This is a genomic window from Arthrobacter sp. NPDC058192 (assembly GCF_042883665.1).
Lineage (GTDB): Bacteria > Actinomycetota > Actinomycetes > Actinomycetales > Micrococcaceae > Arthrobacter.
Map to the genome: position 1 here is coordinate 18,961 of NZ_JBHVVJ010000023.1, position 20,886 is coordinate 39,846.

Here is a 20,886-nt window from a genome sequence, read left to right on the forward strand (position 1 = left end):
GTAAGAGTGCCATTCGGGCTCCTAAGAATTGGATTGTCTTTGTGCGCGCGTCCAAGGTACTGGGCGCTGAGCCCTTGGATGTCCCTGCTAGCCGCGCCTTCCGGCCGCTGCTTCCTTGATCAGTGATGCCACAGCCTGGGGCTGGGAGACGTACACGGAGTGGCTTGCGGCAACTTCGGTGACCGAGGAACCAGCCCGTTGCGACATCGCCTGCTGCGCGGCCGGCGGGATCATCCTGTCTTCCGTGGTGAGCAGGTACCAGCTGGGCAGGGCGCGCCACGCGGGCTTGGTGACCGCTCCCTGGAGGGCGTCAATGCCCCAGGGGACCTGCGAGTCAGCCATGAAGGCAGCCTGTCCCGGCGGCACGTCCGCCGCGAAGGAATCGGCAAACTTTTCGCGGTCCAGGAAGAGGAAACCGTCCCGGGGCGGCAGGATGGGTGGGACGGGCGCGCCAGGTGGCGGATCGGCGATGAGGGTGTTCACGGATTCGCCCGTGTCGGGGACGAACCCGGCGATGTAGACCAGAGCCGCGACCTTCTCGTCGGTGCCGGCCTCGGTGACGACGACGCCTCCGTAGGAATGTCCGACGAGCACGACGGGGCCCTCGCAGCCAGCGATGGCCATCTTGGTGGCGGCAACGTCGCCGGCCAGGGAGACGGTCGGGTTCTGGACGACCTGAACGTTGTAGCCGTCGGCGGTGAGCAGATCGTACACACCCTGCCAGCCCGATCCGTCGACGAAACCGCCGTGCACCAGCACAACGTTCTTTAGCGCTTCTTCGGACATGGGATCCTCCTGCTTCGATGGGGGTAATAGCCGGATGCTAGCGCCGCCCGTTCCGGTCTGCCAGAGTCAAAGGGCTGGGCTTGCCTCGAAGTCTGCCGCCCGGTTCGGCCAGCTCGTGTAAGCCATCTAGCTGTGGACTCACAGACTTCGGAAGTGACAGACTTCCGGTTCTGAGGACCGCAATTTTCGCACTCTGATAGACCGCGAATTCTGGGTCTCTAATCACGGTTTTGTTATACGTTTAGTTCTTTTTTGAACTCACCAGATCGTGATGGCATGTCGCGGACCAGATACGACGCCTGGGTGAGGGGTCCGTGCCGCTACCTGGAGCAAGTCTAGAACTCGTTCATCCGGTCATCGTCTCCTCGGGCATCGGGCGGGGCCTGTGGTGACGCCCGTCCGGCGTCGATTGCTGGCGATGCTGGGGAGGACGACGTTGAATGTTCCTATGATCGACTGGCTTCTACTCTCCAACCTCGGCACCGCTCTCGGTACCGCTCTCGGTACAACGGTGCTCGCCGTCGCGACGTTCATCTCCACTAGGTCGGCCAACCGTTCGGCGCGGCTGGCCGAGCGCGCACTGCTGAACGGGTTGCGCCCCATCCTGCTGCAGTTATGCCAGGACTTGCGCCTCTTTCGAGGCATTGAGATCCTCTACAGCCCCCTGCATATGGGTCCGGATAGCCTGTTGCAGCGCTAGTTCGTCTCCCGCCTCGAGCAGGTCCAGCAGCTTCTGGTGCTCGGTGACCAGCACGTCCACGCGCGGGTAGGCCACTTCGAGGTCCAGAATGCACATGCGCGATTCGGCAGCCAGTGTTTCGTAGATCCGGATCATCCGGGAGTTCCCGGTCCCGGCCACGAAGGCGGTGTGGAAGTCCATGTCGAGCTTGGCCAGCGCCTGCCAGTTGGCGGCCGCAACGTTCTTGGCCATGTTGGCGATGATGCCCTTAAGCGTCTGTGCTGTCTTCTTGACCTTCTCCGGGCCCGCGTTGAGCAGCATGTGCGCGCAGGCCATTTCCACGGCTTCGCGGACGTCGTAAATCTCCTGGATGTCTTCCTCGGACAGCTCCAGGACAAAGACGCCTCGGTTGCGGACGCTGACCAGGATGCCCTCCTGGCAGAGCCGCTGCAGCGCTTCGCGCAGGGGCCCGCGGGAAGTGTTCAGCTGCGTCGCCAGCACTGATTCGTTGATCTGCTGGCCAGGGCGGAACTTGCCCTGGACAATGCGTTCGCGGAGCTGGTCAGCGATTAGCTCTGCGGTGGGTCTTCCCTGAAGCACTAGTAGTTCGCCTGATGCCGCCATCTGCGTCTTCTCCTTGGGTTGCGGCCGATGTTAATGGACGGGAATAGCCGTGTACTTGTATTCGAGGAATTCTTCTATGCCGATCTTTCCGCCTTCACGGCCCAGTCCGGACTGCTTGATCCCCCCGAACGGGGCGGCGGGGTTGGATACGAGGCCGGTGTTCAGACCCACCATCCCCACTTCCAGGGCCGCAGAGAACCGCATGGCTTTGTCCACATCCTGGGTAAAGACGTAGCCCACCAGGCCCCAGGGGGTGTCATTGGCCCGGCAGATCACTTCGTCCTCACTGTCGAAGGAGGTGATGGCGGCCACGGGGCCGAAAATTTCGGTGCTCATCAGCTCGGCATCGTCGGGCACGTCCACCAACACCGTCGGTTCGTAGAAATAGCCAGGGCCGTCCCCCCGGCGCCCGCCGGTGAGTACGCGGGCGCCCTTCTGTACGGCGTCGGCCACCAGGGACTCCACCTTGTCCAGCCCGGACAGGCTGATCAGCGGCCCCACGTCCGTCCCGTCCTGGGCGCCGTTTCCCACGCGAAGCTCGGACATGCGCTTGGACAGCTTCTCGGCGAAGTCCCCGGCCAGGTTGCGGTGCACAAAGAAGCGATTCGCTGCCGTGCACGCTTCCCCCATGTTCCGCATCTTAGCCTTGAGGGCGCCGTCCACGGCGCGTTCCAGGTCCGCATCTGCAAGGACAATGAAGGGTGCGTTGCCGCCGAGTTCCATCGAGGAGCGCATGACGTTCCCAGCCGCCTGTTCCAGCAGTAGTTTTCCTACCGCCGTGGAACCGGTGAAGCTGACCTTGCGGGCAATCCCGCTGCTCATCCAAGGTTCCACCACGGAGGCGGCGCTTGAAGTGGTGACCACATTGAGCACCCCGTCAGGGAGGCCGGCCTCGCGGAGGATCTCTACCAGCGCCAGCGACGTCAACGGGGTCAGCTCCGCCGGTTTGAAAACCATCGTGCAGCCCGCTGCCACGGCCGGTGCGATCTTCCGTGCACCCATGGCCAGCGGGAAGTTCCACGGCGTGACGAGGACGCACGGCCCCACCGGCTCTTTGGTGATCAGGATGCGGTTGTTCCCGTCCACGGTGCTGGTGTGGTCGCCGCCCACCCGTACCGCTTCTTCGGAGAACCAGCGGAGGAATTCAGCCCCGTACGCCACTTCGCCCTTCGCCTCAGCCAGGGGCTTGCCCATCTCGGCGGTCATGATGGCGGCCAGCGCATCGGAGTTCTCCAGCACCAGTTCGTAGGCTTTGCGCAGGATGTCCGCCCGCTGCCGGGGAGTGGAGGCCGCCCACCCTGCTTGCGCACGGCCGGCCGCTTCGATGGCGAGCCGCGCGTCGTCGGGGCCCCCATCGGCCACGCGGGCAATCACTTCGCCGGTGGCCGGGTTCTCCACCTCGAAGGTTTGGGACGAGGCTGCCGGCCGCCAGGCGCCGTCGATGAACAGGTCTGTCCGCAGGGCGGTTGGATCAAGGGAAAAACTCATGGTTCCGCTTTCACTAGGGGAATAGGGGGCTCGTCCGGGAAAGCCCGACGCCGGCGCCCGGCGGGTGCCGGGGGTTTGGGTCCGGGATGGGCTGGTCAGGCCGTGCCCGCCTTGAGTGCTTGGGCGAACCGGCTCAGTCCGGCCTGGATTTCCTCGCTGCTGACATTGAGCGCGGGGATGATGCGGACAACGTTGCCGTGCGGCCCGCAGGTGAGCAGCAGCAGTTCCTCGGCCACGGCAGCCTGCTGGACAGCCAGCGCGGTGGCGGCGTCCGGGGTGCCGTCCGGCGCGGTGAACTCCACGCCCTGCATCAGACCCAGTCCCCGGACGTTGCCGATGGGTGCGAAGTCCTGGGCCAGCCTGTCCAGACCGGCCCGGAGCTCCACTCCGCGGAGCTGGGCGTTGGCGACGAGGTTTTCGCGGTCTATGACGGCAAGGGTGGCCACCCCGGCGGCAGCCGCCACCGCGTTGCCGCCGTACGTGCCGCCCTGGGATCCCGGCCAGGCCTTGCCCATCAGTTCAGTGGATGCGGCGATGGCTGAAATGGGGAACCCGCTGGCCAGGCCTTTGGCGGTGATAAGGATGTCCGGGGTGATGCCGGCCCAGTTGTGGCCCCAGAACTTACCGGTGCGGCCCACGCCGGCCTGGACCTCGTCGAGGATGAGGATGATGCCGTGCCGCTCGGCCCGGTCCCGGAGCCCCTGCAGGAAGGCGGGCGGAGTGGGGAGGTAGCCGCCGTCGCCGAGGACGGGTTCGATGATGAAACCGGCGGTGTCGGCCGGGCTGCTGGTGGAGAGAAGCAGATGGTCCAGTTCCTTCAGGGCGAACTCGACGGCGGTTTGCTCGTCCCAGCCGTAGCGGTAGGCGTATGGGAACGGGGCAATGTGGACGCCGCCCATGAGCGGGGAGAACCCGGACCGGAAGCGGGTGCCCGCGGTGGTGAGGGATGCGGCGCCTACCGTACGGCCGTGGAACCCTCCCTGGAACGAGATGATGTTGGGCCGTTCGGTGGCCATCCGGGCCAGCCGCACGGCGGCTTCCACAGCTTCCGAGCCGGAGGTGGCGTAGAAAACGCTGTCCAGGCCGGCCGGCAGCACGTCGCCGAGTTTCTCGGTGAGCTCGAGCAGGGGTTGGTGCATCACGGTGGTGTACTGCGCGTGGACGATCTTGCCCACCTGCTCCTGGGCCGCGGCAACCACGTCAGGGTGGCAGTGCCCGGTGCTGGTCACGCCGATTCCGGTGGTGAAATCGAGGTACTGTTTGCCGTCGGTGGCGTGGATCCAGCTGCCGGAGGCGTGGTCGACGATGACCGGTGTGGCCTGCTTGAGCAGCGGGCTAAGAGTTGCCATGGGAAGTCCGTTCTAAGTGTTGGAGGGGGTCAGCGGGAACCGAACCGCTGCGGCCGGACGAAATCCAGGCCGTCGAACCGTTGCTTTCCGAGGGCCTCGAGGGCGGCAATTTCGCCGAAGCCGGTGGCCATTTTGAAGCCGGCTCCGGAGAAGCCGGTGGCGCAGTAGATCCTGCTGTCGGGCCTTGCAGGGCCCAGCAGCGGGTGCGCGTCGGAGGTGTAAAGGTCCGGGTAGGCGTCGGAGCGGACAATGGTGGGGTGCAGGCCGGGGAAAAACTCTGTCACGGTTTCCGTGGTTTCCGAGATTTCCGCGGGAGTCAGTTCACGCAGGAGGTCATCGGCGCCGGCGGCGGGAATGGACCGGTCGTCCAGGGTGGTCTTGACCGTGACCCCGTCAACGCTGGGTGCGCCGTACATGGACCGTTGCCCGGAAATCCGGATAAACACCGGGAAACGGTCCGGTGTGAACTCGGCAGGGTCCTTGGCCACGAACCAGGTGAGGTAGATCCTCCGTGGGCTGGTTGCGCCGGCGAGCGTTGCGGGCATCAGCTGCCGGGACCATGCGCCGGAGGAGACGATGACGTTCTCGAAGGTCCAGGTCCGGTCACCAGAGGTGATCAGCACGCCGTCGTCCGTTTCCCTGATGCCGTCGATCGGTGTGTTGGGCAGCACGGCTGCACCGTTGGCCTGTGCGGCTGCGACGGCGGAGGTCACCGCGCGGTCGGTGCGCAGGGCTCCGGCACCCGGATCGAAGACCGCAGCGTCGTCCGGGCGCAGGTTGTGCTGAGGATAGCGCTCGGCCATGTCCTCACGGCTGAGGAGTTCGTGGGCGGCGTTGTTGCCCCTGGTGGTTTCCAGGAGGGCTGTCAGGTAGGGCCCGCCGGCGGTGCCGATGGAGAGGCCGCCGCACTTGAGGAGGATGTCCTGCCCCGATTCGGCTTCCAGTTCCTGCCACAGGGTGCGCGAACGCTGCAGGACGGGGTAGTAGTCGGGGACGCCGCGGTACAGCATGCGGAACAGGCGGGTGTCCCCGCCCACAGCGCTGCGCGCATGCCCCGGCAGGGCGGCTTCGAATCCCACTACGGAATCGGTCAGGCGGGACGCCTGCCAGAGGGCCATGCTGCCGATGCTGCCCAGACCGACGACGGCGAGCTTTCCGTCCATGATCACAGCACCTTCTCCAGGAAGCACTGGGTCCGGGTTTCCTGCGGATTGGCCAGGACTTCCCGCGCGTCGCCGCGCTCCACCACGCAGCCGTCGTCCATGAAGATCAGGGAATCGGCCACTTCGCGGGCGAAACCCATCTCGTGGGTCACCACCACCATGGTCATTCCTTTCTTGGCCAGGCCCTGCATCACGGCGAGCACTTCGCCCACCTTTTCGGGGTCCAGGGCGCTGGTCGGTTCATCAAAAAGCATGATCTGCGGATCCATGGCCAATGCCCTGGCGATGGCAACGCGCTGCTGCTGTCCGCCGGAGAGTTGGGCGGGGTAGTAGTCCCCGAAGCCGCTGAGGCCGACGTCGGCCAGCAGCTCGTGTGCGCGCCGGCCGGCTGCCTCCTTGTCACCGCGCTTGACCAGCACGGGCCCGGCCGTGATGTTCTGGTGCGCGGTCATGTTGGGGAATAGGTTGAATTGCTGGAAGACCATGCCGATCCGGGTGCGCTGTTCTGCCAGTTTCTTCCGGCTCAGCGCGTGGTAGGCGTGCTCGGTTTCGTAATAGCCGAAATCCTCGCCGTTCATCTTGAGGACGCCCGAGTCCACCGTTTCCAGCCCGTTCATGCAGCGGAGCAGGGTGGACTTGCCCGAGCCGCTGGGGCCGATGATGCAGCAGATCTCGCCGCTGGCGATGTCCAGGTTGATGTTCTTGAGGACCCTCTTGGCGCCGAAGGATTTCTGGATCCCGCGGGCCAGCACTGTGCCGTCGCAGGCAACCGTGCCGTCATTGGCCAACGTGACGCTGTTAGTCATCGCGCGATTCCTTCCGGAGCGGTGAGAAGCTTCCGGGCCTTGCGGGGGAGCGCGACCGCGGACCGGTTGTATTTCTTTTCGAGCAGGGACTGCGGGTAACTCAGCACCAGGGTCATCGCCAGGTACCAGAGGCTGGCAACGATCAGTAGCGGGATGGTCTGGTAGTTCCGGGCGTAGATCAACTGGGCACTCTGCAGCAGTTCGGCGACCCCCAGCACACTGACGAGGGAGGTTTCCTTGAACATTCCGATCACCTGGTTGCCGGTGGCCGGAATGATGGACGGCATGGCCTGCGGGATGATGATCTTTCGCATTTTGGTGAAACTGCTCATGCCCAGGGAATCCGCGGCCTCGATCTGGCCCTTGCCGACGGAGGAGAATCCGCCGCGGATGATCTCGGCCATGTACGCGGCCTCATTCAGGGTGAGCCCGATGATTGCGGCGGTGATCGGGGCCATCAGGGCGTTGACGTCCACCGCCTGCTGGATGTTCGTGAACGGGATCCCGACCGTGAGATTGGGGTACAGCGCTGCGATGTTGAACCAGAAAATCAGCTGAACCAGGACCGGGGTGCCCCGAAAGAAGGTGATGTACACCCCGGCCGTGGCTGCGATGGGCTTGATCCGTGAGGAGCGCATGATGGCCAGGCCCAGCCCCAGGAGTGTTCCGAGTCCCATGCTCACCACGGTGAGCATGATGGTGAGCACCAGGCCGCGCAGGATGCTCTCCTGCGTGAAGTACTGCGCCACCACGCCCCATTTGAAGTTGGGGTTGGTGGCCACCGAGGTGAGGATTCCGACCGCCAGCAGGATGCACACACACCATGCCGCGTATTCGAAAGCACTTCTGCGCCGGAGCCTCGGTTTGAGGATCCCGTCGGTCTGGCTCATTGTTGTCTCTTTTCCTTCGGAAACCAGGGACTGCATGGCCGCTCCTGCTAGTTCAGCTTTGCTTCGGTGATTCCCCCGTTGGTGAGACCCCAGTTGGCCAGGGACTCCTTGTATTCAGGGCTGTCCAGGACGGACTGCACTGCCTTCTGAAGTGCCGGCGTCAGAGCGGATCCCTTCTTCAGACCGATGGAGACGGTGTCGACGGACCGCGTATCCACCTGGGGCTTCAGTACCTGGAAGGTATTGGGTTGCTGCTTGTCGGCCCAGGCCAGGGCAGTGGTGTCGTAAAAGACGCCATCTACCCGCTTGGAGGCCAGCTGGGTCAGGGCGTCCTGGACGTTTGGCAGGGTCACGCCGTTGATGGCCGGTTTGCCCTTGGAGGTGCAGGTCCATTCGGAGATGTGGGGAAGGTGGACCAGCTGGGAGTTGGAACCCTTGGTGACCGCGATGTTTTTGCCGCACATGTTGTCATTGCTGATGCCCAGCGGATTGCCGGCAGCGACGGCCACGGACACGCCGTCGCTGAAGTAGTCCACCATGTCCAGGACCTTCAGCCGTTCGGCAGTGGCGGACATGGTGGTGGCGGTGAAGTCATACCGGCCCGCGTCGATGCCGGGAATGATGGTGTCAAAGGCCGTGTTTTCGAACTTCAGCTTCAGCCCGAGCTTCTTGGCCACGAGGCGGGCGATGTCGGGATTGAGGCCGATGGGGGTGGTGTTGTCATCGGCCAGGAAGGTGGTGGGCGGGTAGTGCAGGTCCATCGCCACCGTCAGTTCGCCTTTGTCCTTGATGGCCTGGGGGAGCAGCGCCGTTGCTGCCGGGTCGGCCTGGACGTTTTCGGAAATGTCGGCGGTGTTGGACGTCTTTGAGTTGTCCGGTGCGGGAGTGCCCGCCGCCGTGCCCCCGCAGCCGGCGAGAGCCAGCATCACGGCGAGTCCTGCGGTGGCGGTCTGTACTTTGTTTCTGGCCTTCATGATGCTTCCCTTCAAACGGCTTCAGCGCGGAGTCGTGCAGAAGCGGGTGCAGTAGTATCCCAGCGTTGTCCGGGCGGTGCGCCTGCGGAACGGAGGGTGGGATGGCGCCGGTGGAAACGTACGGTTAGAGGCCTCGTTGTCTGGATCACCTCGGCATCTAGGGGCAATGCAACCATCGAAATTGCAGATTGTCGACGATTTCAGGAAAAAATTCTGAATATTTTTCCCCCGGCAAACTTTCCAGTTCCCGCCAATCAAAACTGTTGACAATCTACAATTCTCGGCCCTAATGTCGGAGCCAGCGGGCTGGCATAGCATCCGCCGCGCCTCTCTCGAACCGCTGATTCCCCTTCCAGCCGCTGGCGCTCTCCCGGCCACCCGGCAACCCTTCTGCGAACGGATGAACATGGCAACCACCGAATTCCGGCCCGAATACATCTCTTTCGACTGCTACGGCACCCTGATCAACTACCAGATCGAGCCCACCACCCGGCACCTGCTGCAGGGCCGCGTCCCGGAAGAGCAGATGCCGGCCTTCATGCGGGACTTCCGCAACTACCGCTATGACCAGGTGTGCGGGGAGTATTACGCCTACGAGCAGGTCCTCCAGGACGCCTACGACCGTGTGTGCAAAAAGTGGAGCCTGGAACCGACAGCCGATGCCGGCAAGCAGCTGGGCGACGCCGTCCGCAGCTGGGGCCCGCACAACGACGTCCCGGACCCCTTGAAGACCATGGGTGAAAACTTCAAGCTGGTCATCCTCTCCAACGCCGATACCAGCTTCCTGGACATCAGCGTCCCCCGGCTGGGCGCCAACTTCCACGCCGTCTACACAGCGGAGCAGGCTGGCTACTACAAGCCACGCTACGGGGCGTTCGAATACATGCTGGACCAGCTCAATGCAGCCCCTGAGGATGTGCTGCACGTTTCCTCACACACCCGCTATGACCTCATGCCGGCCCATGACCTGGGCTTCACGAACACGGTGATGCTGGACCGCGGCTACGACCCGCACAGCCCGGCCTATAACTACACCACGGTCAACTCCCTGGACGAGCTGAACAAGCTCTTGGGCCTCTAAGTCCCCGACGACGCGAAGGGCCAACTGTGAAACTCACCCCTTACTGGCTGGACACGGCTGAACCATCCGGGGACTACCGCCGCAACCCGGTACCGGAGACCGTGGATGTGGCCATCATCGGAGCAGGATTCACGGGGCTTTCCGCCGCACTGGAATTCAGCAAACAGGGCGCCAGCGTGGCGGTCCTGGAACGGCACACCGTGGGGTGGGGCGCGTCCGGGCGCAACGGCGGCATGGCCACTACGGGCCTGGCCATCGGCTTCAACACTGCCGTCAAGCGCTACGGCGGCACCCGGGCCGTGGAGATGTTCCGCGAGTACAACGACGCCATCGACACCATCGAAAAGCTGGTGCACGACAATGGCATTGACTGCGACTACAAGCGGCACGGCAAGCTTTCGCTCGCCTTCCACCCCTCCCACTACGAGGGCATGCTGAGATCCCAGGAGCAGCTCGCGGGCCTGGCCGACTACCACGTCACCACCATCACCAAGTCGGAGATCCAAAGCGAGATCGGCACCGATTTCTACCACGGCGCCATGCTGGACCCCCTGGGCGCCGGACTCCACGTGGGCAAGTTCGTGCACGGGCTCGCCAGGGCAGCGTCCGACGCGGGTGCCGTCCTGTGCGAGGACGCCGCGGTGACGGAGCTGAAGAAGGTCTCCGGCGCGGTCCACGATGTCCACACCACCCGGGGGATTGTCCGCGCCAAACAGGTTTTGGCTGCCACCAGTGGCTACACGGGGCCGGTGACGCCTTGGCTACAACGCCGGGTAATCCCTGTGGGCAGCTTCATCATCGTCACGGAGCCGCTGCCGGAGGACGTGGTCAACCGGATCCTGCCCAACAGGCGCCAGGCCTCCGACAGCAAGATGCTCACGTACTACTTCAGGATCACCCCGGACAACCGGCTGCTGTTCGGGGGCAGGGCCAGGTTCGCGCTCTCCAGCCCGGACTCGGATGTGAAAAGCGGCGAGATCCTCCGGAAGGCCATGCTGGAGCTGTTCCCGTACCTTTCCACCGCGAGGGTCGACTACACGTGGGGCGGGCTGGTGGATTTGTCCATGGACCAGATGGTGCACGCGGGCCAGCACGACGGGCTCTTCTACTCGCTCTGCTACAGCGGCCACGGTGTCCAGATGGCCGCGCACATGGGCAAGAAGATGGCCAGCTACATGGGCGGAGACAGGTCCGCGAATGTCTGGGAGGACCTGAAGAACCCGCCCGTGCCCGGCCACTTCGGCCCGCCCTGGTTCCTGCCCTTCATCGGCGGAGCGGCAAAAATCATCGACCGGATCAGCTAAGGAACCCTATGCCCGCCTCCCTCAGCACCGTCGACCAAGATCAGCACACAAGCCGGAATCTGTCCGCCGTGGAGGACCTCCCGGGCGGCGCCTTCCTGGAGGGCAGCTGGCAGCTAGCGGACCGCGCACAGGAGGTGCGCAACCCTGAGGACGGAGCCCTGCTGGGCTGCGTGTCCACTTCGACACCGGCGGATGTCACCCGGGCAGTTGCCTACATCAGGGCCAACCTCAAGCAGGAGTGGCCGCTGCGATCGCGCCGGGAAGCCCTGGAGAAGGCAGCGCGACTGCTGGCCGAAGCATCGGCACCGTTCGCTGCGCTCATCGCTTCCGAAAGCAGCAAGACCATCAGGGAAGCCGAACGTGAAGTGCAGCGCTGCACCGAGACGCTGAGGCTCTCGGCAGCGGCAGCCAGCGTATTAGGCGGCGAAACGCTGAATTTTGAGGACAGCCCCGGAGGCGGGAACAAGATCGGCTGGTACAGCCGCAAACCGGTAGGAGTGGTCGCCGCGGTCACGCCCTTCAACGATCCACTGAACCTGGTGGCACACAAGCTGGGCCCTGCCCTCATCGGGGGGAACGGCGTCGTTCTGAAACCGTCCGGACGTACCCCGTTGACCGCCCTGGCGTTCGTGCAGCTGCTGCTGGCGGCCGGTGTCCCGGCCGAAAGGCTGGCGGTGGTGGCGGGCGGACCGGGGGTGGCAGAAGCCCTGGTCACGGATCCCGGGATCGACCTGATCTCCTTCACGGGAGGCCCCGGCACAGCGGAGTCCATCGCCGCTGCCGCTGGTGCGCGGAAGATTGTCTCGGAGCTGGGCGGCAACAACGCCACGATCGTCTGCGCGGACGCAGATGTGGCCCATGCCGCCGAGGCCATCGTGGCGGGTGCGTTCGGCGTGGCGGGCCAGAACTGTCTGTCCGTACAGCGCGTCTATGCCGAGGAATCGGTGTATCAAGAGCTGGTGCGCCGCGTCACGGCCGGCGCGCAGGCGCTAAAGTGCGGGCCCAAGCTGGACAGGACAACGGACGTGGGGCCGCTGATCTCTGATGCCGAAGCGGAGCGCGTGGAAGCCTGGGTGGATGAAGCCAGGACTGCCGGCGCCTTCGTCCGCACCGGCGGAACACGGCGGAACGCCTACTATGAACCCACAGTCCTCACTGACGTCCCAACGTACTGCCGCGTCATCCGGGATGAGGTGTTCGGCCCCGTGGTCAGCATCCTCCCGTTCCGGGAGGTGGGCGAGGCCGTCCGTGCGGCCAACAACACCGAGTACGGACTGCAGGCCGGCGTCTTCACCCGATCAGTGGAGCACGCCCTGGCCATTGCCGAGCTGCTGGAGGTGGGCGCAGTGGTGATCAACGAAACCAGCGATGTCCGGATCGACTCCATGCCATTTGGCGGCTTCAAGAAATCCGGCGTCGGCCGGGAGGGCGTCCGGTACGCCGTCCTGGAAATGACAGAGCCCAAGAGCACCATCATCAACCTCCCGGAGCGAATACTATGACCAGCAGCCACAGCATCGCAGTCATTGCCGGCGACGGGATCGGCCAGGAGGTGGTGCCGGCCGCCATCGAATGCCTGGAAAAGATCGCCGGCATCCACGGACTGGACTTCGACTTTGTGCCGTTCGACTGGGGCTCGGAGTACTACCTGCGGCACGGGCGGATGATGCCCGTTGACGGCCTGAACCAGCTGGCCCGGCATGAGGCCATCTTCCTGGGCGCCGTGGGTTCCCCGGACATCCCGGACGCCGAGACGCTCTGGGGGCTGCTGATTCCCATCCGCCGGGAATTCCAGCAATACATCAATCTCCGCCCGGTCAAGACCCTCGACGGCGTCGCGTCGCCGCTGGCGTCGAACGAACCGATCGATCTTCTGATCGTGCGGGAGAACAATGAGGGCGAGTACTCCGAGATCGGCGGCCGGATGTTCCGGGGTCTGCCGCAGGAGAGCGCTGTGCAGGAAACGGTCTTCACCAGGATGGGGATCGCGCGGGCCGCCCATTATGCCGCCCGGCTGGCGTCCTCCCGGCGGGGAAAGCTGACCTCAGCCACCAAGAGCAACGGCATCATCCACACCATGCCGTTCTGGGATGAGGTGGTGGCGGAAACCGTGGCTGAATACCCGGACGTGGTGCTCAGTTCCGAGCTGGTGGATGCACTTGCCGCCCACGTCGTCCTCAAGCCGTGGACCTTGGACGTCATTGTCGCGTCCAACCTGTTCGGTGACATCCTCTCGGACCTGGGCAGCGCCGTCACTGGCTCCATTGGTTTGGCGCCCAGCGCCAACCTCAACCCCGAGCGGCGCTTTCCCTCGCTCTTCGAACCGGTGCATGGCTCGGCTCCTGACATTGCCGGGAAAGGGATCGCCAATCCAGTGGGGCAGATCTGGTCAGGCGTGATGATGCTGGACCATTTGGGCCATCCGGACGCAGCGAGGCACCTGCAGTTGGCCTTTGAAGCGGCGCTGCGCAACGGGGCGGGCACCCGGGACGTGGGCGGCACGGCCTCCACGGCGGAGTTCATCAAGGCCGTCCTGGAGGCCATTGACACAGTGCCGCACGACGGCCCGGCGTGACAGACCGGCAGCAGGAGAGAGTCGCCCTGGTCACAGGTGCCAACCGCGGCCTCGGGCGGGAGATCGCCCGCCAGCTCGCCGAGCGCGGCCACCATGTGCTTATGGGCGCCAGAACCAGGGACAGCGGCGAACAGGCGGCGCAACACTTGAGGGACCTGGGCTGCAGCGCCGCCGCCGTCAAACTGGATGTCACGGATGGCCGCACCATCAGGGATGCCGTGTCCACTGCCATCAAGGAGCACGGCACCATCGACGTGCTGGTGAACAATGCCGGCATAGCTCTTGACGCTCCGGACCATCGGCCATCGGATCCACAGTTCGAGACGGTGCGGACCAGCCTGGACACCAACCTATTCGGCGCGTGGGAGTGTGTCCGGGCTGTGCTGCCTTCCATGCGGACCCAGGGCTACGGGCGGATCGTGAACCTGTCCAGCAACATGGCATCTCTAACGCTGACCGAGGACGACGAGTCGCCGGCGTACCGCATCTCCAAGGCGGCCCTGAACATGCTGACTGTCCTGCTGGCGGCAGAGGTCCGCGGCGAGGGGATCCTGGTGAATGCCGCATCTCCCGGATACACGCACACGGACATGAGCCCGAATGCCACCCTCACGGTGGAGCGTGGTGCCGACACTCCGGTGTGGCTTGCCACGCTGCCCCCGGACGGTCCATCAGGAGGCTACTTCTATGAAAGGAACCAACTGCCATGGTAAGCGGACCCCACCTGCCCGTGCCCCCCACTGGAATCGAGACACCGGCCGTGTTCATCGACCTCAGTGTCATCGACGCCAACATTCACCGGATGCAAAACGCGATCTCCGGCAAGGGCCTCACACTCCGGCCGCATGTGAAGTCCCACAAGTCGGTCAATCTGGCCAGGCGCCAGTTGGCGGCGGGTGCGGTGGGGATTACCGTGTCCAGCGTGGGTGAAGCCGAGGTCTTCGCGGAAGCCGGTTTCGACGATATCTTCCTCGCCTACACCATCTGGGCAGGCGTGGGGCGGCGCGCCAAACGGATCCTAGAACTGCACCGCGGGGTGCCGCGCTTTTCCATCGGGGTTGACTCGGTGGCCGGAGCCCAGCAATTGGCCCGGGCCGCCGTCGGCTCCGAGCGCCCGCTTCGGATCCTGGTGGAGATCGACAGTGGAGCGCGCCTCTCGGGAGTCCGGCCCGGTGAGGCTGGCGACCTGGCCGCAGCTTGCCTCGAACTGGGCCTGGAAGTTGCCGGCATCTTCACGTATCCCGGACACGCGGGAAAGTCCAAAGAGGCGCGCGCTGGGGGAGCGGCCGACGAGGTACGGGCCGCAGAAGCGGCCATCGCTTCCTTCGCGGTGCACGGTATTCCCGCGGAGACTGTCAGCGGGGGTCCACCCCCACTGCACTGCTCTCCTCACGGGCTCCGATGACGGAGGCACGTCCGGGAGAGTACATCTTCAATGACGCCGACAACGTGCGGATGGGCACCTGCGGCGGCCTGGAGGACGTGGGCCTCCTGGTGGCCACCACGGTGGTCAGTACCTCGGTGGACGGCCAAGTGATTATCGACGCCGGAACCAAGACCCTTGGCCGGGAAGGCAATCCCGAGAAGGGTTTCGGGCTGGTCCCGTCCATTCCCGGCAGCGTGCTGAGGCTGCTCAATGAGCACCACGGCTACCTTTCAATTCCCGACGGCGTTCCGCGCCCGGCCGTAGGAGAAGTCTTGACACTGGTGCCGAACCACGCGTGCCCGGTGGCAAACCTCTTCGACGAATTCGTGGTGATGAACGGCGGGTCCGCCCCGGAGCGGTGGCCGGTGGACGCACGCGGCCACCTGTCCTGAACCTGACCAACGGACCCAGCCAACAGCGGCGTCTTCAACCAGAACAGAAGATTGGAACCCAATGCCTAAGCTCATCCCTTCTATCGATGGTGTCCAGCCTGGACATGAGTCCTACTCCCAAGTTGTGGAAGCCGCTGGCCTTGTCTTCCTGGCGGGCCAGGTAGGCAGCGTGGCAGGCCGTCCCGAAACGTATCCTGCAGATTTTGATGCCGAAGTCCGCGCCACCTTCGCCACCGTTGAAGATCTCCTGGACTCGGTGGGCCTTGGGCTGGATTCCGTGGTGCGGTGCGTCATGTACCTAACAGATTTGGGGGCATTTGCAGTGATGGACAAAATCTTCCGCGAAGTCTTCCCCGTGGATCCACCGGTGCGCGCCACCGTGGGTGTTGCTGCCCTGGCGCGTGACTGCCGGTTTGAAGTGGATGTCACCGCAAGCCGGTAGCGCTCCTGCCGTGTCCGCGTCTGGACCTGGATAAGTTGCAGGCCGCGGCTACGCAACCTGGCGCCCCGTGGTACCGGCCGGATTCCCTCATACTCCCTCGTTGCCCAGCTCTTCTCAATTGCGGCGACGTACTGCGCCAACGATCAAACAGCTCGACAGAACGATCGAGCGGCGAGAACAGAGCTGGGACAGCTTATCCAGAGACTGTCCGCCCTTCCGAAGGAGAATGTCGACCTCACGGCGAAATACGCGAACGATCGCACTACACTGGACAGCCTCTCGGGAATTGCCAATGCCGAGAATCTGGTCTTGACACAACAGGCAGCCGACGTGATCGATCGGATCCCCGACCAAGTCTCAGGCGCGGAATACCTCACAGTCGCGTCCGCCCTCAAATTCTCCAACTCCTACTCCCGAAGTGCAAAGTTGATTGACGGCGGGCTGCGCGTCGATACCGATCCGCTCACCCGCGAGGGATTGCTGCGCCTGAAGAGCCAGTTGTTGTTCGAAGCGGGCGATGTCGCGGGCGGGCGCGCCCAGTTGCAGCAAGCGCTGGAGGTGTGGCACGACGGATCGGTCGTGGACCAAGCAACAGGCCACACCTACACGGAAATTCTGTGGTCCGAGTTGGAGCAACAGGCCGGGAATTGCCAGGAGGCAGCATCACATTTGATGCGAGCGCGAGCTGCTGCGGAACACCTGAACCCCGGCGCAGCGCGCAATCAGCTCACCGCGTCGGTAGGAGCCGCAAGAATGCAGTGCGGCTAATAGCCGTTATCCCCCGGTCGGCCGTGGGTGAGGGGCTGCGTTTGCGGAAGGTCCCGGCGACGGAAAGTTGGCCGGAAGACTGGATGGACCCGTACCTGAAGAGGTGTTGACAATGTCAACACTTCTGGCTTTGGATGGGGAGTATCTGGTCCGGATCGGGTCCGTATCCATACGTTTTCCAGACTTCCCAGTGTTTGCGAGGCCGGGAATGCAGTTTAGAGTCCCACCTCGGGCGCAGTGTTTTCCCTGTTCAGGGGCTTGAGGGCCTCTGACTGTGCACAAACTGTTCACTTATGGGCCCCTCCGGGGCCTATTTTTGTTGGTGTGCCGTTGCTGTGGCCGGCGGCTCCTTCTTGTGGTTCGGGCAGCGGTGGCGCTGTTTACTCGTTCATGGCCCGGGGTGCCGCCAGCTGCATGACTGGACGCTGGATGGGGGAGCGGTGCTGCCTTTGCTGGTTTGCATTTCTTGATGTCATGACTGTTCATGGCGACGTTGCCAGATAAGCGCATGACTTGATACGTCTTGTTGACGGTCAAGCGGCTAGCGCTTCCTTGAGCCCGAGGTGTGCCCGGTCGGCACCGGCGAGTCCCTGGTTCGTGAACGTCTTCTCTGACGACACTCCAAGAGCAACCAGGGGCATTCTTCCGGGCGGTAAGGTCTTGGTCTTTCGAGGATACGAGAGCGTATCCGATGGGGGCCCGGTCATGGACTTGGATGTGCTGCTTAGCCTGCGGGGGATTCTGTCGATCGAAGCAACACCTATTTCAAGGTGATTCGATATGTATTTGAGTTCGACGTCTCCAGCAGGTATCCGCTTTCTGGCCTCGATCAAGCAAGGAAATGGTCTCAAACCCTCCGCCCGTGCGGCCGGCATCGGCAAAAGCATTATCCCGGCGACTAAAGGCTGGCGATGCGTCCAGCTTGGTCTACACCGGGACCCTTGGATTTCGGTTTTCCCCACACTTCTCCGCCGGGCGTGTGTCTCAGTTTCCCTGCTCCAGTGGTGACGAGTATTCATCGCTCTCTCCCAGTGCCAGTAGGGACGCGATTGCTTTTGATGTGGGGTCATTGTGGGAGTTCAGACGCCAGGAAACCCTTGCCACGGAATCAGTGGGCGCAGCAGCAGTTCCACGTCGGGAGGCACTCATCATGGCTGCACTTACTTCCTCCCTATATCGCTCCCACAGGATTTCACTATGAAGCGGACAGGCAAGTTCCATCGGTCGAGCCGCTAGCCGGCCAAAGGTAATTAGTTCAAACGGGTCGTGATGAGGCGATAACTTCACGCCTGTCTCACCGCAGCCAGCAACGGGACACTGATTCGAAGTATTCATTTCCATTGTTCCTCTCTTGCAGGTACTTCATGAATTGTCAGCGATGGAACATTTCATCGTCCGGCGCTCTCTCGTGTCGCATTTGGTCATTCCACATCCAGTTGGACTATCCCGGCGGCGATCATCACCAGGACGAGTCCGACGCCGAGCATGATTAAGGGAGCGTGTTCATGGTTCCAGAAGCGTGGTTCGCGTTTTGGTGACATCGGGGCACCTCACTGTTCGGGGCTTGACCGGCGGATCTACTGGTCACGCCGCCGGACGTGGAGGCCGGTTTCAGAGGTACAGGCTTGTGTCGATAGCAGCCTGTCTGGGGGACTGGAGGGAGTAGGTGCTTGCACAAAGTGATCACTGAGCCTCACATCTCTAGTCGGTATAAGGGCCGGTCCTCTTTCGGCTAAAGGTCTCGCTGCTCGCCACCCACGCTCCGGTAAGTCGCGGTCGCCGTCGCGTTCGCGGCTACTCCGGTTCGAACAATGGTGGGCTCGCCGACTGTGTCCTCCGTATGGATCGCCTGAGGAATTTCTGTGCGGAACGATTAGAGGTCCCCGGGTGTGCACGGAGCGGGAAGCTGTCGTATTTGGCGACACACCGCCCTGACGGCGCTTGGCCCAGTCCTCGTTGTCCCGTCGTTGTTGTTCCCTGCTGTTTCTTAAACTGCAGCCGCCGGTGACCTAGCCAAACCGAAGCGACCATGAGACCCAGCACATTGGCGAAGCAGAGGATGGCGGCCCACAGCAGAACTCGTCCAAATGAGTAGAACAGCTCGCCGAAATCAGCCAACTCCAGTGCCTCGGACGGTTAAACACCCGACTTACAATCGAGGACATCCTCCGATATCTTTGGGCGGCTGCGGTAAGGGATCAGGGGACCCTTCCGGCCCTACCGGAATGACGAGGGACGGCTTATCGTGGTCGCTCCCCACGAAGAACCCGCGCTCCTCGCTGGCGACATCATGGCGTTCCTGCAGTCGTTGTGACCCAAGGGTGGGCGATAAGGGATCCACTGGCGGACAAGCAATTGCCGTGCAGACCGTGCTTACTTCGTCAAAATATGAAGACCAGAGTGGACGCCGTCAGCAATCGCTTGGATACGGGATAAGCGCCGTCGAAGCTGAGTTGGCTCGCAAGATGAAGCCTCGGGGGATACTTTTGCAAGCCGGTTCAATTAACCAACCGTTGGGGGCTTGCGGGTCGACGGTTGGCGTGACTCTCAAGCAAGCCGCCTGGGCGCTGATATTTGTAGCTCTGTGTCTTGCGGTCCTGACCGGGGGAGTCCTGGCTGTGGGGCTTTCCGGCCTCATTGATTTCACTCCCGAGTCCGTCATTCTTCTGATCCTATGCGGCGCCACTGCCGCGGCCATGCTGGCCCTGTACGTCCACCTGATCCGGAGAAACGGCCTAAGTCTAGGTGGGCTCGGGTTCCGATGGTTCAGGCCCAGGATGCTTCATCTGCTCTGGCAAATCCCGTCCGCCATTGTCATCTCCGCCTGCCTGCAGGCCTCTAACTCGCCGCCCTCACAAACCTGGGGATAGACAGCCCATGCGCCGGCTCCTCGAACGACACTTTGGCCAGGATCGCCGATCTGCCGATACCCTACGTCGTATTGGGCTTCCTTATCATCGCCGTGCTCACACCGCTGTGGGAAGAAGTGCTGTTCAGGGGTGCCTTCCTCAGCGGCCTTTCCCGGCGCTTCCGGCCCTTCGTGGCGGTCATGCTTTCGGCAGCGCTGTTTGTTGCTTACCACCTGGTCCTGCTCACTTTCGCATACTTTTTCGCCCTGGGCATCGCATTGGCCCTCGTCCGACGGTTCCATCAGAACCTATGGGCTCCTGTGCTTCTCCATGCTGCGAACAATGCCCTGGTGTTGATCGTCGTGCTGACGGCTGCATGAAGCATCGCGGTGTTGTGACTGCTATCGGAAACGGCGCCTAAATTTCAACCACTTCCCAGAGCAGTGCGCGAGAAAGTCACCGGCTCTCCCGCAGAACGATGCACACGTATTGGAAATCATGTCCTCAGAAACCTAATCGAATAGGCCCGGTAGGGGTTCCCCTTACGGGCATGAGGTGGCCGTGCAGACGACTTTGGTCATTTCGTGCAGATGACTTCGGAAGATGACAACCGCTTCGGACAGCCCGGCCATCAGGATGAAAACGATTTACCGGTCGGGGGCAGCGTTACTCGTCGATCACGGAAACCCCGACCCCCCCACGCTCATAGGGCCGATCGAATGGCGGGTGTACCTTCGCTTCGATCGCCCAAGCCGTTCGGATCGAAATCGCGGGGCAGACACGTACGACGCCGGGGTGACCCCGGCGCTGGATACTCTCCTCCTGTACAACCACGATGGGGAGACGAGGAAGGCACAAACGTTGAATGATCAGGAAGATGCCAACGCTATGCCGGCATCGTCCAGCCGTTGCCTCGTTCGAGGCGCGGCCCTGATCGTTGGCACCGTGCTGTGGCGGTGGCGCCGCCGGGTGCCGTTGTTTTCGTGTGGCTCCGCTAGCCCGCGGTCAGCGTCTAATGGGGCGCTGCCTGGTCATGCGGCCGTCAACCGATCGGACCATGAAGGGATGAAGAGAGGTGTCGGTATGCAGAGCCGGGAGACTCAGCGCGCCGTGCGGACGGGCCCGGGGGGCCGCACCGAGCGCGGCCAGGACCTGGTTGAAGCTGCGGTCGGACTTCTCCAGCAGGATCAAGTTTCAGGGCAAAGAAGCGCCGCACCCTGTCGATGCAGGGTGCGGCTCTTCGGGGGAGGTCTTTGGTGGGCGAAGTGGGGTGTGGGCAGTGTCCATACT

General features: G+C 63.4%; 18 protein-coding genes. 10 read left to right on the plus strand and 8 right to left on the minus strand.

Going from position 1 to position 20,886, the window contains the following annotated elements:
- Positions 1-87 precede the first annotated feature (87 nt).
- The 8 genes from ACFVVK_RS19200 to ACFVVK_RS19235 all read right to left on the minus strand — a co-directional run bounded on the left by ACFVVK_RS19200 (position 88) and on the right by ACFVVK_RS19235 (position 8,759).
- A complete protein-coding gene (locus ACFVVK_RS19200; RefSeq protein WP_390270666.1) occupies positions 88-786 on the minus strand; it encodes an alpha/beta hydrolase in 699 nt (232 codons plus the stop codon).
- A 613-nt stretch (positions 787-1,399) separates the two neighbouring features.
- Positions 1,400-2,089, minus strand: a complete 690-nt coding sequence (locus ACFVVK_RS19205; protein ID WP_390270669.1) for a GntR family transcriptional regulator — start codon at positions 2,087-2,089, stop codon at positions 1,400-1,402.
- Between the two features lie 30 nt (positions 2,090-2,119).
- Positions 2,120-3,577 carry an NAD-dependent succinate-semialdehyde dehydrogenase gene (locus ACFVVK_RS19210; protein ID WP_390270671.1) on the minus strand — a complete coding sequence of 486 codons (1,458 nt, stop codon included), beginning with the start codon at positions 3,575-3,577 and terminating at the stop codon, positions 2,120-2,122.
- Between the two features lie 95 nt (positions 3,578-3,672).
- Complete coding sequence (locus ACFVVK_RS19215) at positions 3,673-4,926, minus strand: aspartate aminotransferase family protein (RefSeq protein ID WP_390270675.1); 1,254 nt, start codon at positions 4,924-4,926, stop codon at positions 3,673-3,675.
- Between the two features lie 29 nt (positions 4,927-4,955).
- A complete protein-coding gene (locus ACFVVK_RS19220; RefSeq protein WP_390270678.1) occupies positions 4,956-6,089 on the minus strand; it encodes an FAD-dependent oxidoreductase in 1,134 nt (377 codons plus the stop codon).
- A 2-nt stretch (positions 6,090-6,091) separates the two neighbouring features.
- Positions 6,092-6,895 carry an amino acid ABC transporter ATP-binding protein gene (locus ACFVVK_RS19225; protein WP_390270681.1) on the minus strand — a complete coding sequence of 268 codons (804 nt, stop codon included), beginning with the start codon at positions 6,893-6,895 and terminating at the stop codon, positions 6,092-6,094.
- A complete protein-coding gene (locus ACFVVK_RS19230; protein WP_390270683.1) occupies positions 6,892-7,785 on the minus strand; it encodes an amino acid ABC transporter permease in 894 nt (297 codons plus the stop codon). The genes ACFVVK_RS19225 and ACFVVK_RS19230 overlap by 4 nt, the downstream gene beginning before the upstream one ends.
- A 47-nt stretch (positions 7,786-7,832) precedes the next feature.
- Complete coding sequence (locus tag ACFVVK_RS19235) at positions 7,833-8,759, minus strand: ABC transporter substrate-binding protein (protein ID WP_390270686.1); 927 nt, start codon at positions 8,757-8,759, stop codon at positions 7,833-7,835.
- A 406-nt stretch (positions 8,760-9,165) separates the two neighbouring features.
- Between ACFVVK_RS19235 and ACFVVK_RS19240 the strand changes: the two genes are divergently transcribed.
- The 10 genes from ACFVVK_RS19240 (at position 9,166) to ACFVVK_RS19285 (ending at position 19,976) form a co-directional block, all read left to right on the plus strand.
- On the plus strand, positions 9,166-9,840 hold the full coding sequence (locus ACFVVK_RS19240) for a haloacid dehalogenase type II (protein WP_390270690.1): 675 nt from the start codon (positions 9,166-9,168) through the stop codon (positions 9,838-9,840).
- A 26-nt stretch (positions 9,841-9,866) separates the two neighbouring features.
- A complete protein-coding gene (locus ACFVVK_RS19245; protein WP_390270693.1) occupies positions 9,867-11,144 on the plus strand; it encodes an NAD(P)/FAD-dependent oxidoreductase in 1,278 nt (425 codons plus the stop codon).
- A gap of 8 nt (positions 11,145-11,152) precedes the next feature.
- The gene (locus ACFVVK_RS19250) at positions 11,153-12,646 is read left to right on the plus strand and encodes an aldehyde dehydrogenase family protein (RefSeq protein WP_390270695.1); all 1,494 of its coding nucleotides are present in this window, start codon (positions 11,153-11,155) and stop codon (positions 12,644-12,646) included.
- Positions 12,643-13,719 (plus strand): tartrate dehydrogenase, encoded by a 1,077-nt coding sequence (locus tag ACFVVK_RS19255; protein WP_390270698.1) that lies wholly within the window; start codon positions 12,643-12,645, stop codon positions 13,717-13,719. Before ACFVVK_RS19250 ends, ACFVVK_RS19255 begins: the two co-directional genes overlap by 4 nt.
- Complete coding sequence (locus ACFVVK_RS19260; protein ID WP_390270701.1) at positions 13,716-14,432, plus strand: SDR family oxidoreductase; 717 nt, start codon at positions 13,716-13,718, stop codon at positions 14,430-14,432. The genes ACFVVK_RS19255 and ACFVVK_RS19260 overlap by 4 nt, the downstream gene beginning before the upstream one ends.
- Positions 14,426-15,124 (plus strand): alanine racemase, encoded by a 699-nt coding sequence (locus tag ACFVVK_RS19265; RefSeq protein WP_390270704.1) that lies wholly within the window; start codon positions 14,426-14,428, stop codon positions 15,122-15,124. The genes ACFVVK_RS19260 and ACFVVK_RS19265 overlap by 7 nt, the downstream gene beginning before the upstream one ends.
- A complete protein-coding gene (locus tag ACFVVK_RS19270; protein WP_390270707.1) occupies positions 15,121-15,537 on the plus strand; it encodes a hypothetical protein in 417 nt (138 codons plus the stop codon). Before ACFVVK_RS19265 ends, ACFVVK_RS19270 begins: the two co-directional genes overlap by 4 nt.
- Positions 15,538-15,598: 61 nt before the next feature.
- Positions 15,599-15,979, plus strand: a complete 381-nt coding sequence (locus ACFVVK_RS19275) for a RidA family protein (protein ID WP_390270710.1) — start codon at positions 15,599-15,601, stop codon at positions 15,977-15,979.
- A 309-nt stretch (positions 15,980-16,288) separates the two neighbouring features.
- The gene (locus ACFVVK_RS19280; RefSeq protein ID WP_390270714.1) at positions 16,289-16,747 is read left to right on the plus strand and encodes a hypothetical protein; all 459 of its coding nucleotides are present in this window, start codon (positions 16,289-16,291) and stop codon (positions 16,745-16,747) included.
- Positions 16,748-19,649: 2,902 nt separating this feature from the next.
- Entirely contained in the window at positions 19,650-19,976 is a 327-nt protein-coding gene (locus ACFVVK_RS19285) for a CPBP family intramembrane glutamic endopeptidase (protein WP_390270717.1), read from the plus strand.
- Positions 19,977-20,886: the final 910 nt, after the last annotated feature.

Bases quoted from the DNA above. Each gene is read 5' to 3' on its own strand.
- ACFVVK_RS19200 (WP_390270666.1), bottom strand. From the start codon at position 786: ATGTCCGAAGAAGCGCTAAAGAACGTTGTGCTGGTGCACGGCGGTTTC.
- ACFVVK_RS19205 (WP_390270669.1), bottom strand. From the start codon at position 2,089: ATGGCGGCATCAGGCGAACTACTAGTGCTTCAGGGAAGACCCACCGCA.
- ACFVVK_RS19210 (WP_390270671.1), bottom strand. From the start codon at position 3,577: ATGAGTTTTTCCCTTGATCCAACCGCCCTGCGGACAGACCTGTTCATC.
- ACFVVK_RS19215 (WP_390270675.1), bottom strand. From the start codon at position 4,926: ATGGCAACTCTTAGCCCGCTGCTCAAGCAGGCCACACCGGTCATCGTC.
- ACFVVK_RS19220 (WP_390270678.1), bottom strand. From the start codon at position 6,089: ATGGACGGAAAGCTCGCCGTCGTCGGTCTGGGCAGCATCGGCAGCATG.
- ACFVVK_RS19225 (WP_390270681.1), bottom strand. From the start codon at position 6,895: ATGACTAACAGCGTCACGTTGGCCAATGACGGCACGGTTGCCTGCGAC.
- ACFVVK_RS19230 (WP_390270683.1), bottom strand. From the start codon at position 7,785: ATGAGCCAGACCGACGGGATCCTCAAACCGAGGCTCCGGCGCAGAAGT.
- ACFVVK_RS19235 (WP_390270686.1), bottom strand. From the start codon at position 8,759: ATGAAGGCCAGAAACAAAGTACAGACCGCCACCGCAGGACTCGCCGTG.
- ACFVVK_RS19240 (WP_390270690.1), top strand. From the start codon at position 9,166: ATGGCAACCACCGAATTCCGGCCCGAATACATCTCTTTCGACTGCTAC.
- ACFVVK_RS19250 (WP_390270695.1), top strand. From the start codon at position 11,153: ATGCCCGCCTCCCTCAGCACCGTCGACCAAGATCAGCACACAAGCCGG.
- ACFVVK_RS19255 (WP_390270698.1), top strand. From the start codon at position 12,643: ATGACCAGCAGCCACAGCATCGCAGTCATTGCCGGCGACGGGATCGGC.
- ACFVVK_RS19265 (WP_390270704.1), top strand. From the start codon at position 14,426: ATGGTAAGCGGACCCCACCTGCCCGTGCCCCCCACTGGAATCGAGACA.
- ACFVVK_RS19270 (WP_390270707.1), top strand. From the start codon at position 15,121: ATGACGGAGGCACGTCCGGGAGAGTACATCTTCAATGACGCCGACAAC.
- ACFVVK_RS19275 (WP_390270710.1), top strand. From the start codon at position 15,599: ATGCCTAAGCTCATCCCTTCTATCGATGGTGTCCAGCCTGGACATGAG.